The sequence below is a fragment of the Bacterioplanoides sp. genome (genome assembly GCF_965219715.1).
Lineage (GTDB): Bacteria > Pseudomonadota > Gammaproteobacteria > Pseudomonadales > Oceanobacteraceae > Bacterioplanoides.
On the sequence record NZ_OZ244785.1, the window covers coordinates 2,297,235 to 2,310,493 of the forward strand.

13 protein-coding genes are annotated in these 13,259 nt (G+C 51.4%); 7 read left to right on the forward strand and 6 right to left on the reverse strand.

From position 1 onward, the window contains the following. The first annotated feature begins 21 nt into the window (after positions 1–21). Complete coding sequence (locus ACOQOZ_RS10895) at positions 22–1,836, forward strand: hemopexin repeat-containing protein (protein ID WP_420592300.1); 1,815 nt, start codon at positions 22–24, stop codon at positions 1,834–1,836. A gap of 220 nt (positions 1,837–2,056) precedes the next feature. Further along, entirely contained in the window at positions 2,057–3,127 is a 1,071-nt protein-coding gene (gene lipA / locus ACOQOZ_RS10900; RefSeq protein ID WP_420592301.1) for a lipoyl synthase, read from the forward strand. Between the two features lie 124 nt (positions 3,128–3,251). On the opposite strand, the gene lipB is transcribed toward lipA, so the two are convergent. The 3 genes from lipB to ACOQOZ_RS10915 form a co-directional block, all read right to left on the reverse strand. Then, positions 3,252–3,896, reverse strand: coding sequence for a lipoyl(octanoyl) transferase LipB (gene lipB / locus ACOQOZ_RS10905; RefSeq protein ID WP_420592302.1), 645 nt, complete (start codon positions 3,894–3,896; stop codon positions 3,252–3,254). Beyond that, positions 3,896–4,168, reverse strand: coding sequence for a YbeD family protein (locus ACOQOZ_RS10910; protein WP_420592303.1), 273 nt, complete (start codon positions 4,166–4,168; stop codon positions 3,896–3,898). Before ACOQOZ_RS10910 ends, lipB begins: the two co-directional genes overlap by 1 nt. A gap of 218 nt (positions 4,169–4,386) precedes the next feature. Then, a complete protein-coding gene (locus ACOQOZ_RS10915; protein ID WP_420592304.1) occupies positions 4,387–5,535 on the reverse strand; it encodes a D-alanyl-D-alanine carboxypeptidase family protein in 1,149 nt (382 codons plus the stop codon). A 121-nt stretch (positions 5,536–5,656) separates the two neighbouring features. Here ACOQOZ_RS10915 and ACOQOZ_RS10920 point away from each other — a divergent pair, with 121 nt between their 5' ends. Further along, on the forward strand, positions 5,657–7,294 hold the full coding sequence (locus ACOQOZ_RS10920; RefSeq protein ID WP_420592305.1) for an alkaline phosphatase: 1,638 nt from the start codon (positions 5,657–5,659) through the stop codon (positions 7,292–7,294). Position 7,295: 1 nt separating this feature from the next. After that, positions 7,296–8,813, forward strand: a complete 1,518-nt coding sequence (locus ACOQOZ_RS10925; protein WP_420592306.1) for an alkaline phosphatase — start codon at positions 7,296–7,298, stop codon at positions 8,811–8,813. Positions 8,814–8,872: 59 nt separating this feature from the next. Here ACOQOZ_RS10925 and ACOQOZ_RS10930 read toward each other — a convergent pair whose 3' ends face one another. Next, a complete protein-coding gene (locus tag ACOQOZ_RS10930; RefSeq protein WP_420592307.1) occupies positions 8,873–9,964 on the reverse strand; it encodes a hypothetical protein in 1,092 nt (363 codons plus the stop codon). A 132-nt stretch (positions 9,965–10,096) separates the two neighbouring features. On the opposite strand from ACOQOZ_RS10930, the gene ACOQOZ_RS10935 reads away from it, so the two are divergent. Further along, entirely contained in the window at positions 10,097–10,375 is a 279-nt protein-coding gene (locus ACOQOZ_RS10935; RefSeq protein ID WP_420592308.1) for a hypothetical protein, read from the forward strand. A gap of 24 nt (positions 10,376–10,399) precedes the next feature. Here the strand turns inward: ACOQOZ_RS10935 and ACOQOZ_RS10940 are convergent, their stop codons facing one another. Then, on the reverse strand, positions 10,400–10,849 hold the full coding sequence (locus ACOQOZ_RS10940; RefSeq protein ID WP_420592309.1) for a YchJ family protein: 450 nt from the start codon (positions 10,847–10,849) through the stop codon (positions 10,400–10,402). A 9-nt stretch (positions 10,850–10,858) separates the two neighbouring features. Beyond that, positions 10,859–11,884, reverse strand: coding sequence for a DUF3549 family protein (locus ACOQOZ_RS10945; RefSeq protein ID WP_420592310.1), 1,026 nt, complete (start codon positions 11,882–11,884; stop codon positions 10,859–10,861). Between the two features lie 107 nt (positions 11,885–11,991). Between ACOQOZ_RS10945 and ACOQOZ_RS10950 the strand changes: the two genes are divergently transcribed. Continuing rightward, positions 11,992–12,234 carry a hypothetical protein gene (locus tag ACOQOZ_RS10950; RefSeq protein ID WP_420592311.1) on the forward strand — a complete coding sequence of 81 codons (243 nt, stop codon included), beginning with the start codon at positions 11,992–11,994 and terminating at the stop codon, positions 12,232–12,234. Positions 12,235–12,363: 129 nt separating this feature from the next. Continuing rightward, positions 12,364–13,233 carry a class I SAM-dependent methyltransferase gene (locus ACOQOZ_RS10955; RefSeq protein WP_420592312.1) on the forward strand — a complete coding sequence of 290 codons (870 nt, stop codon included), beginning with the start codon at positions 12,364–12,366 and terminating at the stop codon, positions 13,231–13,233. The last annotated feature ends 26 nt before the right edge of the window (positions 13,234–13,259 follow it).

A 13,259-nucleotide genomic window follows, 5' to 3' on the forward strand; every position in this document is an offset into this window, starting at 1 on the left:
CTAGACCATAAGGAGAAAATAATGAAAACCTCGCTGAACATAGGTGCGTGCTTAGCAGCACTGATCATTCCTCTCACCAGCCTCGCGGCTTCAAAGCCACCCGCCGATGATATCGGTAAAGATGTCGTCGTTCCGGTTGAAAAAAACGGAGAGAAAAAAGTCCTGTTAATCGGCCTGGACGGCGTGCAACTGGAACAGATGCAGCAAATTGCCACGCCCAATATGGATCGTCTGATTGTTAAAAAAGCCTACACCGGTGGCATAACGGGAACAGCCAGCGAACAAGGGACTTCCAGTGGCCCCGGCTGGTCGACCATTCTGACCGGAGTTTGGGCTAACAAACATGGCGTAACATCCAATGGGTCAGGCTTGGCCAACCCTCAGTTTCCGAGCATTTTTAAACGTCTGCGCCTCGAATTACCCGATGCAAAAATCGCCAGCGTGGTGAACTGGTCGCAACCCAATACCCGTTACTTCCCGAACGATGTTGTAACAAACGATCTGACACTGAGCGGCTTAAGCGATGACGCTGTAACCAATAAAGGTGTGGAATTAATTCAGAGTGGATACGACTTTATTTTTCTCCACATTGATGATCCAGACGGTGCCGGCCACAGCCACGGATTTGGCAGCCAGTACTCGGCATCAGTTAAAACTGCAGATCATCAGGTCGGTCAGCTGTTAAATGCCGTTGATCAGAGCCCACACGACTGGCTGGTACTGGTAACCACAGACCACGGGCGCCAACCCGTCAGCGGCCGCAACCACGGCAATCAGACCAAAGAAGAAAAAACGATTTTTATCGCCAGTAATAAAACCCTGAATCAGGAACACAGCAACGTTGCTAATGGTCTGGAAAATCAGGATTTCGATAATATTTACGGTTATGCCGCACAAACCAGCCTGGTACCAACCGCACTACGGTATCTGGGCATTAGTATTGAAAAAGACTGGTTACTGGATGGTATCCCGCTGCTGGGCGACAGTGGCGTTCGTAAAGTCATGCCAGCCAGCAACAGTAATTACGACATAACCTGGTTACCCGAGAGCAACGGCAATATTGATATTTATCGTAATCAGCAATTTGTCACCCAGGTTGCCGCCAATACCTCAGGCTGGTCTGACACGGCTGAGTTAAGCGGTCTGGCTGATTACAGCCTGATAAAAAATAATACACCGGCTGCGTTACGTCTTAATAAAGCCAATATCACCGCAGCACTCAGCTGGGACGCCACACGTGCGTATTTTTTCCGTGACGACAGCCGCTATATTCGTTTCGCCAAAGTGCTGGATAAAACCGATGCCGGCTATCCGAAAACCACCAGCAACAGCAGCTGGCCCGGATTTAACGATCAGGGTGGTAGCGTCATTGCAGCCTTCGAAAAACAACTCGGCAGCAGTTATTACTTCTTCGCCAATGGTCAATACGTTCGCTATAACAATGTATTGGATAAAGCAGATAGCGGTTACCCAAAAGCCGTTAATAACAGCAGCTGGCCTGGCTTAGGTGATTACGCCGATAAAATTACGGCGGCATTACGTGGCAATGGCGATAAGGTGTATTTCTTCCTGAATGATGGTCGCTACTTACGGTTTGATCTGGACGATGACCAGGTCGACAGCGGCTATCCCAAAGCCATTAATAACGACACCTGGCCAGGTCTGGGCGAATACGCCAACGACATTCAGGCCGCAGTAAAATGGAATAATGACCGCGCTTACATCTTCCTCAGCGGCCAGCGTTATATTCGCTACGACCTGAGTGCCGATAAGGCTGACAGCGGCTATCCGGCCAAAGTCACCAGTGAAAGCTGGCAGGGCGTCATGAATCCCTGATTCCGGCTGATCGTTTGCCTGAAGCTGAGTGGTCGTGCGACTGCTCAGCTCAGGGCTTCAATTGTTCACAACGACCACATTGCCACGCTTTCACCGGGTAAAACTACCCATGGGAAATTCCCCCTACGCCCTATTGCTAACTCTCTAAGTCGCTCTCCTGTGTTACACTTTTGCTTTGCAGTCCGTAATTCCGGGCCGATCGCCCTGCCAGAGGAATCACATGAGCCACGAGTCCCAATCAAACCCTTCCGAAGTCAAAACCAAAGCCACACGCAGTGGTGAGAAGTTCCGCAGTGAACATGGTATTGCTGCCATCAAAGACGGCATCAAAGCGACTTCCGGACACGCAGAAAATGCGCCGATTCAACGCAAGCCCAAATGGCTGCGTGCTCAGATTCCCGGTGGTCAGCGTTTTGAAGCGGTGAAAGCCAATGTCCGCAGCCATAAGCTGAGTACCGTTTGTGAAGAATCTCATTGTCCGAACATGGGCGAGTGCTGGTCGAATGGTACCGCCACCATCATGGTGATGGGCTCAGTTTGTACCCGCGCCTGCCGTTTCTGTGCGGTTGATACCGGCAACCCGAAAGGCTGGCTGGATAAAGACGAACCGGCCAACACCGCTGAATCAGTAGAACTGATGGGGCTGCGCTACATCGTATTAACCTCGGTTGACCGCGATGATCTCGACGACGGCGGTGCTGCGCACTACGCCGCCTGTGTCAGTTCCATCAAGGCACGGACACCAGAAGTGAAAGTCGAAGCGCTGACACCTGACTTCAACGGCGTAGAAGAACATGTCGCCCTGGTGGTCGATTCCGGCCTGGATGTGTTCGCCCAGAACGTTGAAACCGTTGAACGTCTGACCCACGTAGTCAGAGACCCGCGCGCCGGCTACAAACAAACGCTGGACGTACTGGCATTCGCCAAACGCCACAACCCGGATGTACTGGTAAAAACCAGTCTGATGGTTGGTATTGGTGAAACCGACGAAGAAATTTACCAGACCATGGACGAACTGCGTGCCATTGGTGTTGATATCCTGACCCTGGGTCAGTACCTGCGCCCTACTAAAAACCACCTGCCGGTTGATCGCTACGTGACTCCGGAGCAGTTTAATCACTTCCGTGACGTTGGTTTGGAGAAAGGCTTTATGGAAGTGGCTTCCGGGCCGATGGTGCGCTCCAGCTATCGTGCCGATCAGGTATTCGAGAAAAACAATCTCGGCATCGAATTGCCCGCCATCCCGGGCGACAACTCCGCAGAGAACCTGATTCCGCTGAAGTCGGTTTAACACCCCACTGCCCAGCCAGAACAAAAAAGCCGGTGTTGCTGACAGCGACACCGGCTTTTTTATATGTCTTATTTTATTGGTGCTGTCTTGTCCCTTTCTGCACCGATTCATCCATTACTAATGGTCAGACAGTTTCGTCGATAAACTCGGCTTGCTGATAATCCAGTAACGCCACCAGCTGTTGCTGCAGTTCCGCGGCAATATCATCGAAGGTTACCGGCAAATCGGTTTCATTCACCACCTGAGTCATTTGCATACCGGCGTAACCACAAGGGTTAATTCGCAGGAACGGCTCCAGATCCATATCGATATTCAATGCCAGGCCATGAAAAGAACGACCTTGTTTAATACGTAAACCGAGGGAGGCAATTTTACGCTCGCCAGTGTATACCCCGGGTGCATCTGCTTTTGGTGCCGATTCAATTTGCCACTGCTTCAGCGTTGCCACAATGGCATCTTCAATCGCCGACACCAGCTGGCGGGGGCCAAAGCTTTTACGTTTGATGTCCACCATCAGGTACACCACCAGTTGTCCGGGTCCGTGATACGTCACCTGACCACCACGGTCACTCTGAACTACCGGAATATCGCCGGGCATTAATACATGCTCAGCCTTTCCTGCCTGTCCCTGAGTGAAAACCTTAGGGTGCTGCAGGAACCACAACTCATCTTCAGTCTGCTCGTCGCGCGTGGCGGTAAACTCCGTCATGCGCTGATAAACGGTTTCGTAATCCTGAAGGCCGAGTTTTCGTACCCGCACTGAAGTCATTAAATCACCATATGTACGTAATCGTGAGCGCTGAGGTCGGTGTGAATCTGCTGCAGCTGATCGATGCCAGTGGCCGTAATATAAACCGTCACTGCGCGGAAACGGCCATTTTTGCTGTCGCGCGCCGTCAGTCTGGCAAAATCACAATCCGGTGCATGTACCGCAATAATGTCAAAAATTACCCGGTCGTAATCATCTTCGCCTTTACCAACCACCTTGATTGGGTAATTAGCACAGGGGAATTCAATCTTTGGAGCTTCTGGCTGACTCACAGTTCGCCTCTCTTGGTCATCACTCATATTCTGAACTCAGACCTATATGGTTGTAACCTGAAACAATTTCAAGCGCTATTGGACATTAGCCGTGAACTACAAAATGCAGGATAGCATTCCTGTACTGCCGGGCTGATCAACGGCTGACATTCAGGGGGATTCAAAACAAAAAATGGCTGCACAATGGCAGCCATTCGGACAATCACTAAGCGCCCGGATCAGGCAAACAGCTTGGCAAAGAACAGTTTGATTTTGCCAATCAGACGACCAAAGAAACCGGCTTCTTCGACTTCTTCCAGTGCTACCAGTGGCAATTCTGCCTGGATCTCATCACCCATACGTACGGTTACCGTACCAATCGCCTGACCTTGCTTAATCGGTGCTTCAATAAACTCGTCGGATAAGATATCAATCTGCAGCTCGCCCTTAGCGCCGCGAGGCAGAGTCAGGTACAGCTCTTCGGCCACACCTAACTTAATCTGATCTTTTTCACCCAGCCAGACCGGCTTGGTCTGCAGCTCTTGTCCGGCGTCGTATAACTTATGAGTTTCAAAATAGCGGAAGCCATAAGCCAGTAATTTCTGCGTCTCACGCGCACGTGCTTCTTCACTGCGAGTACCCATCACCACGGCAATAAAACGAGTACCGTCTTTCACGGCCGAAGCCGCTAAACAAAAGCCGGCTTCGTCGGTGTGTCCGGTTTTTAAGCCATCAACACTCGGGTCACGCCACAACAGTTTATTGCGGTTTGGCTGACGAATATTGTTGTACTCAAAATACTTTTCGGCATACAACGGATAATATTTCGGGTGGTCTTTAATGATGCGTAATGCCAGACGGGCCATATCACCAGCCGAAGAATAATGACCCTTCGCCGGCCAGCCAGTAGCGTTTTTAAACTGAGTATTGGTCATGCCAAAACGCTCAGCGTATTGATTCATCCATTCCGCATAAGCATCTTCAGAACCGGAGAAGTATTCCGCCACAGCAACCGATGCATCATTGCCAGACTGCACAATAATGCCGCGTAATAAATCAATCAGCGGCACCTGAGTCCCTTCGCGGACAAACATACGGGAGCCTTTTTTACGCCAGGCTTTGACACTGATCGGTACTTCCGTTTGTTCTTCAACATTACCCAGTTCCAGCTCGTGCACAGCTACATAACTGGTCATCATTTTGGTCAGGCTGGCCGGTGGAATTTGCTTATCAGCATTTTTTTCCACCAGAATTTTGCCGCTGTCGGCATCCATCAGAACATAAGCCGTGGCATCCAGTTGTGGTGCCGATGGCACGATAACAGCAGCGCTGACAGAAAAAGAAAGAGAGACAGCAAAAATGCTGAACAGACGATTAAACAAACGCATAAAAATTAAACAATAAAAATCAAATAGAAAAGTGCACGCATTGTAACACGCTGATCACGTTTTGCAGTCAACCTGATGTCGGATATAGACTGCCCCCCGTGATGTTTACAGGACTTTGCATATGCGCCGCCATTTTATCTCTTCTCTGCTGCTTTTTGGGGCTGTTTTGACGCCATTGAGTAATGCTTCTGAACCGTTATCGGGCACACCGGATTTTCATCAGGGGCAACAGTGGTTACAGCAACGATTGCAACAGCGTCAGCAGCAATCTCAATTCCCTTCCAAAGCCAACAACCTGATGCTGTTTCTTGGCGATGGCATGAGTATTACCACTTTAACCGCAGCACGAATTTTTCAAGGCCAGCGTCAGGGCAACAGTGGTGAAGAAAACAATCTGAGTTTTGAGTCTTTTCCCTACAGCGCATTAATTAAAACCTATAACACCAACCAGCAAACACCGGATTCCGCTGGCACCATGAGTGCTATCACCACCGGTGTAAAAACCCGGGCCGGAGTTATTGCGCTGGGTCCGGAACAAGACCGGGCGATCTGTGCTGGATGGCAAAACCATAAACAACAAACCTTATTGCAGTGGGCCCAGCAACATAACTTTGCCACCGGTATTGTTACTACGGCGCGCCTGACCCACGCGACCCCGGCAGCCACCTACGCTCATTCACCCGAACGCGGCTGGGAAGCCGACAGTGACATCACCTCGGAAGCCGAGCAACATGGTTGCAAAGATATTGCCTGGCAGCTGATTCATCAGGCTTTTCCGGCAGGGTTAGATCTGGCAATGGGTGGTGGCAAGCGGAATTTCATCACCCCGGAGCAGCACAAAAAAGGTAAACGCGATGACGGTAACCTGATTGCTGACTGGCAGACACAGTTTCCTGACGGCCAATATATTGAAACCCAACAACAGCTGGCAGCTCTCCATAAAAATCTGGACACCAGCCATTCATCACCGGTTCTGGGCCTGTTTGCCAACAGCCATCTGGCCTACCACCAGGACGCGCCTGACAGCCAGCCTCGCCTGCAGCAGATGACTGAGGTGGCGGTCGCGTATCTGAAACACAAAGTAAAAACTGAAAAACTGCGCGGCTATATCCTGATTGTCGAAGGCGCTCGTATCGATCACGGTCACCATCTGGGCAACGCCTATCGTGCGCTGGATGAAACGGTTGAGTTCTCTGCCGCCATTGCTGCCGCCGAACAACAGGCCGGTGACGATACGCTGTTGGTCGTCACCGCCGATCACAGCCATACCCTGTCGATGGCGGGCTACCCGGAACGTGGCAATCCGATCCTGGGCTTCACTCATAATCACGGGCTGACACTGGCAGCGGACAATCAACCCTATACAACGCTGGGCTACGCCAATGGCGCCGGTGGCAGCAGCTCGGCTGATCATACACACCGTCAGGCAGGACGCATCTATTGGCACGGCTCTCGACACAACGCCCAGCACAATGACCCACCCAAAGCGATCAATCCGATGGACCCGGATTTTTATCAGGCGGCACTTGGGGAAAAGTCTTATGAGACCCACGGCAGCGACGATGTGGCATTACATGCCCAGGGGCCTGGTGCCCAGCTGTTTCACGGCTTGCTGGAACAACACAGCATTTATCATCTGATTCGCAGGGCGTTGGGTTTGCCAACCTCAGCTCAGACAGCCTCAGCTCAGACAGCCTCAGCTCAAACAAAACCGGCCCTAAAAGCATCGGCTCCAACCCATAATGCAGAGGAGAAATAATATGCTGCTGAAACCCACTGCGTTAGCCATTGCTTTAACCTCCGCATCTTTACTGCTGGCAGGCTGTGAACCGGCTTTACCGGTAAAAGATTCCACCAGCTCGCCACAATGGTTTGCTTCCGGCCAACAGGCAGCCAACAACGCTGCGCCACAAGCCAATACCAGCAAAGCCAAAAACATTATTCTGGTTGTTGGTGACGGTATGGGCATCACTACCCACACCGCCGCGCGTATTTACAGCGGACAGCAGCAAGGACTGCTGGGAGAAGAGTTCAGTTTGAGCTTTGAAACCCTGCCCTACTCCGCTCTGATTAAGACCTACAATACTGATCAGCAGACCCCGGATTCCGCCGGCACCATGACGGCGCTGGTTACCGGACACAAAACCAAGGCAGGTATTCTGTCGGTATCGGATCAGGCACAACGCAGTGATTGCGCTTCCGGCCAACAGCATAAATTGGCAACCTTGTTTGATCTGGCAGAGCAGCAGGGAAAAACCACCGGCATCGTCACCACAGCACGGCTTACCCACGCGACCCCAGCAGCCTTGTACGCCCATAGCGTCGAGCGCAACTGGGAAAGCGATAACAAACTCAGTGCCGCAGCCAAAGCCGATAACTGCCGTGACATCGCCCAACAGCTGATTGATCAGAACAACAGTGATCAGGCACTGGAAGTGGTATTTGGTGGCGGTAAACGTCACTTCCTGCCAGAACAGGAAGGTGGCAAACGTCAGGACCAGCAAAACCTGCTCACCAGCTGGCAACAACAGAATCCGCAGCAACAAGTCCTTACGAACCTGCAACAACTGCAGCAAGCCGACCTCACCTCAGGCCGCTGGTTGGGGCTGTTCTCCAGCTCACACCTGCCGTACATCGACCAGCGCGACACTAGCACTCCAGGACTGCTGGATATGACCAAAGCTGCGCTGACACGACTGAAGCACAACAACGGCAAAGGTTACGCCCTGATGATTGAGGCTGGACGAATCGATCATGGCCATCACGCCGGCAGTGGCTATAAAGCTCTGAATGAAACGCAGGAATTGCATCAGACAGTGCAATGGTTGCTCAATAACATCGACCTTAAAGATACCTTACTGGTTGTTACGGCTGACCACAGCCATACGCTGACACTGGCGGGTTATGCCACCCGCGGCAATCCCATGCTGGGGGTGGTGAAAGGTAATGATGATCAGGGAAGACCTAAAACCTCAGCGAAACAACTGGACGATGGTGGTTATTACACCTCGATCAACTATCGCAATGGGCCTGGCGCCGTCGACTGGCAGCAGGGAGATCGCACATCGGTAGACCCTGAACGTGCTCAGCAAGCGGATTATCTGCAGCAGGCATTGGTACCGTTAGAAAGCGAAACCCACGGCGGTGAAGACGTCGCTCTGTATGCAGCAGGCCCATGGGCACATCTGTTTGGCGGCACCATGGAGCAGCACTGGGTTTATCATGTGATGCACCATGCACTCACTTCAGACAACGCCGGTTCGGAAGATCGTGATTAATCACAGACATAAAAAAAACCGGCTGACGCCGGTTTTTTTATCAGTTCTTCAAAGCCAGCTTAACGCTCAACCTGACGCACCAGCGACACACCACGCGATGGGTGCAGGGTTACGAAAGGCTCGTCACCGGATGCCAGCTGATGGCTGTGACGCAGACGGAAAGAACGATCAAGACGACGCAGACACAAAGTCAGACGTACCGTCAGCCAGCGATAATCCGCTTTATCGGCAGTGTGTAATACCACCGATGCATCGTTATCCAGAATGGCTTTACACACCGGCTCCAGATTTTCAGCAATCGAACGATCACGATTAGCAATCATCTCCGAAGCAACCGGGTAGCTGGCCAATGGTGCGGTGTTTTCTTTAGCCGATTGCCACAAGGTGCGAGCACCTTTCAGCTCAGATGCGGTCGCTTTCTTAACAACCGGGGCCGGAGCTGCTTTAGCCACTACCTTCTTACCGGCTTTCTGGGCTTTTGCCGCTGCCGCACGTTTTGCAGCCGCTTCTTTTTCTGCTTTAGCAGCAGCCAAACGACGCTGACGTTCCTGTTCCTGCTTACGCTTCAGCTCAGCCTGTAAACGTTTCTTCTCTTCCAGAGCTTCGCGCTTGGCCTGCTCCAGTTTGCGCTTACGTTCCGCTTCGAGACGGGCTTTTTCTTTTGCTGCAGCTTCAGCAACTTTCTTCTGACGCGCCAGCTCTGCCTTGCTTGGACCTTTTGGTTTTGCTTTGGCTTTAGGCTCAGCCTTAGCAACCTGTTTAGGTGCCGCTTTAGCCGCTGTTTTCTTGCCCTTACCCGCTGCATCAATCTTGGCCTGTGCTTCCTCCAGACCCGGAGTCAGTGATGCAACGTACCAGACTTTATCGAGGTAGCCCTGAGCCTTATCCACTTGCCCTTTGGCAATGGCTTTATTCGCCAGCGCCACATAAGCCTCACCCCACTGATACGTCAGCGGTACAACACGGAAATCAAACGGGGCTTGCTCACGAAATGCTGTGATTCGCTCCAGCGCATTGTTGCCAGATGGGCTGGAAAGACGCTGATTCTGAATATCAGATTTGATCGAAGTTAACAGGGAGTCCAGGTCTTCAGTAGCAGCCTGGCTTTGGAAGGCCAGCAGCAAGGCTGGTACAATAAACGCTCGTTTCATAGCTCGTAACATAATAGGCGGCATCAGTTATTATCATTTTTCAGGCGTAGTCTAACCGCTAAGCTGAAAACATTAGCCCCTTTATGTCAAGTTAGATCGCACTTTTACTATTAAAATTTCGGAGAAATCGCCATGTTGCTGCGTTATGGATCGCTGCTTTTTGCCTTACCAGGCCTGTTACTGGTCGTGTTGTATGGCCTGGAGCTGTCAGCGGTGACGGAATGTACTCAACAAGGTGGCTTCTACAACTTCGACAATGGCGAATGCACCGATGTTGAAGCGCCGTTGTCGACGTATTACGCGCGCAACACCTTATTCGTGAATCTGATGCTGCTGGCATCGACGATTGGCGCCTTAGCCATGACCTGGGGAATGTTGCTGAAGGGCATGAGCCGCTCACAGCAGGACTGATGAACCGACGGCTGAAACTTGTGTTCAGCCGCAACACTTCTTGAATTTCTGACCGCTGCCACATGGGCAGGCGTCATTACGTCCGGGTTTAAACGTCTCAAAGCTGGCGTTGCCATCAAGGTAGTACCAACAGCCACTTTCACGGATGAAGCTGGATGTTTCATTGAGACGCAACCATTCCTGCTTCTCACGAAAGGTCGCGACAAAACTGACCTTACCTTCATCACCCTTTTCCGAACTGTCGACAATTTCCAGCTTAAGCCAGTGAGTATCCGGCTCCAGCGTCAGATTTTGTGGACGGGTCTGACTGTGCCAGGTGGCAGACAGATAATCAGCATCTTCAACCGCAAAGGCGCTGTAGCGTGAACGCATTAACGCCTCCGGAGTGGGTGCTGCCTGGCCACGATGAAAGTTGTAACAGCATTCACCATAGGATTGACCTGAACAACACGGACAGCTGGACGACAGCTCCATCGTTAGCTCCTATTGCACCGAGCCGGTGCTAGCGGACACCAGATTCATCAACTTGCCGATTGCACTGGATAAGGCTTCACTGCGTTCAGGGCTGCGGAATACTGTCAGAATGCGCTCGCGCATTCCTGCCAGCGTCATCAGGTCCGCCACCAGCGCCATAAAGGCATTATCACCCTGTTCATTAACTGCCAGACATTCCAGATAAGCTTTTAACAGCTCACCTTCCAGATCGTGCCAGCAACGGCTGCCAATGGCCGCCAGAACTTCCACCGACTTGCTCACCGGATGCGCCAGAATCGCCTGTAATAACAACTGGCGCTGCTGCTCGTTAACGCTGTTGGATAACGCCCGGGCAAACGCCGCCAGATCAGCCGCTTGTGGACCAGCAGCCACCACAGTCGACAGACAATCGTTAATAGCGACCGTCAGCTCGTGACCCGGTTGGCTGTTTTCCAGATATCCCAGCAGCACATTACGTGGCACCGCCGGCATTTGACCAATCGCCTGAGCCAGCAGTTTTTCGTTATTGTCTTCAGAAATACGGGCAACCACTTCGGCCAGCCCTTGCAATCCCAATTGCTGCCAGTTTTCCCAGCCCAGATCGCCACTCAAGTAAGCGCGCGCTGTTGCATAGTACTGAGTGGTTGGCTGGCCCAGCGTCATCAGCGAAACTGCGTGGAAATAGGCCATACGATTCTGGTCGGGCTTAAAGCTGCATGGCGCCTCTCCGTGCTCTTTGTCAGGATCAGCGACAACACGCAACCAATGCTGCAGAAAGGCGTCACGCGGGCCTGGCTGCAGGATATTCTGTTCATCCAGAGGTAATTTCAGGAACCAGATATTGTGCTGTCCCGCCTTTTTCGGGTTCCAGCTCAATACCGCAACCCAGGCATGTTTCAGATAAGGTGTTGGATACGCTTTGCCAAGCTGCTCAAAATCAGCAAAGTCTTTTTTTGAGATCTTGGTGATACGGCGGCCAAGATCAAAAATGCGCATTTGCGCACCACTTTCTTCAACCAGCTGGCTAATAGTCACAGGGGTTACCTTATGTCTGAATCTGAAAGCGCGATATTTTACCAGAGTCAGGCGCCGCTAGCTTTGTTAAACTCGGTTGTTATTCAGATAAATAACGGACAAAAGCGATGGCTCTGGTATTTGCGATTATTGCAGGCATGGTAATTGGTGGCGGCGTAGTGGGTTTTCAGCTCAGCCGGCGCTGGAAAAATGAAGTCGAAACCGCCAAACAAGATATGCAACAGGTGCTTGAACAGCACCAGCGTGAAGTGGAACAAACCAAAGAACTGCAACAAAAAGTAGCCGATCTGGAATACCAGTTAGGCAGTGCGCAGAAAGATCTGAATTATTACCGTAATCAGAACCAGTAACGCGTTTTTATATCCTCCGGAGCAATGCCATTCTGGTACAACTCCCGGCAGCGGAAGGCATGGCCCTGAGCCTGCTTTCCGGTTATGCTCAGATCCACTAATAACAATGACAATTCTCCCGGGTTTTCCATGACGTCCGCGATCAATTCCAGCAGCACTGCCAGCACCGACACTTCACGCATCAGTATTTCCGCTCATTACACCGGCTACGTCTGGTACAAACATGGTTTGTCAGCACCTGGCTTTGCCACCGGCATGGGTCGGATTGCCAATGCGGCATTAACTCCGATTAATGCATTTTTGCGCCTGGTTGCAGGTGCTGATATCGATATTTTTCTGCTGCAACGCCATTCCGTGATTGATCATCAGGTTGAAGCCCTGATTCAGGAACAGGGAGTCGAGCAGGTACTGGAGCTGGCTTCAGGGTTATCACCTCGCGGCTACCGGTTGAAACAAAAATACCCAAAGCTGAACTACATCGAAGGTGATTTGCCTGGTATGGCAGCCCGTAAAAAAGCCCTGCTGGATGAAATTGGCAGCCAGCCAAACCACAGCGTACTGCCCTGCAATATCCTGGAAAAAAGCGGTGACCAGTCAATTAAAGCCTTGTTGTCACAACTCGATCCCAACAAAAAAACCGTCATTGTCACCGAAGGCCTGGTGAATTATTTCGATCTGGAAACCATCAAAACCGTCTGGGCGCAAATGGCGGAAGGACTGAAGCAATTCCCGGAAGGTTATTATGTAACCGATTTATACCCGGATTTTGTTCACCACCCATCGTATAAATACGTTCAGTTTGCACAAAAACTGGTGGGCTTTTTTACCCGCGGTCAGTGGCCTTTACATTACCGCAGCGACGAAGCGATTAAAGCCGGTTTCCAACAGGATGGATTTAAGGAAGTGGCGGTTCATGATCCCGCTGAATTCTATGGCAAGCTGAATCTGCCGGAAGTGAAGACCCAGACACTGGTACGTATTATCCGCACCAGCATCTGAGTTCTTTTTATTACCAAACGGCGGCA

Excerpts from the sequence above, each read along its gene's own strand:
- ACOQOZ_RS10895 (WP_420592300.1), top strand. The coding sequence starts at position 22 with ATGAAAACCTCGCTGAACATAGGTGCGTGCTTAGCAGCACTGATCATT.
- lipA (WP_420592301.1), top strand. The coding sequence starts at position 2,057 with ATGAGCCACGAGTCCCAATCAAACCCTTCCGAAGTCAAAACCAAAGCC.
- lipB (WP_420592302.1), bottom strand. The coding sequence starts at position 3,896 with ATGACTTCAGTGCGGGTACGAAAACTCGGCCTTCAGGATTACGAAACC.
- ACOQOZ_RS10915 (WP_420592304.1), bottom strand. The coding sequence starts at position 5,535 with ATGCGTTTGTTTAATCGTCTGTTCAGCATTTTTGCTGTCTCTCTTTCT.
- ACOQOZ_RS10920 (WP_420592305.1), top strand. The coding sequence starts at position 5,657 with ATGCGCCGCCATTTTATCTCTTCTCTGCTGCTTTTTGGGGCTGTTTTG.
- ACOQOZ_RS10925 (WP_420592306.1), top strand. The coding sequence starts at position 7,296 with ATGCTGCTGAAACCCACTGCGTTAGCCATTGCTTTAACCTCCGCATCT.
- ACOQOZ_RS10930 (WP_420592307.1), bottom strand. The coding sequence starts at position 9,964 with ATGAAACGAGCGTTTATTGTACCAGCCTTGCTGCTGGCCTTCCAAAGC.
- ACOQOZ_RS10935 (WP_420592308.1), top strand. The coding sequence starts at position 10,097 with ATGTTGCTGCGTTATGGATCGCTGCTTTTTGCCTTACCAGGCCTGTTA.
- ACOQOZ_RS10940 (WP_420592309.1), bottom strand. The coding sequence starts at position 10,849 with ATGGAGCTGTCGTCCAGCTGTCCGTGTTGTTCAGGTCAATCCTATGGT.
- ACOQOZ_RS10950 (WP_420592311.1), top strand. The coding sequence starts at position 11,992 with ATGGCTCTGGTATTTGCGATTATTGCAGGCATGGTAATTGGTGGCGGC.
- ACOQOZ_RS10955 (WP_420592312.1), top strand. The coding sequence starts at position 12,364 with ATGACGTCCGCGATCAATTCCAGCAGCACTGCCAGCACCGACACTTCA.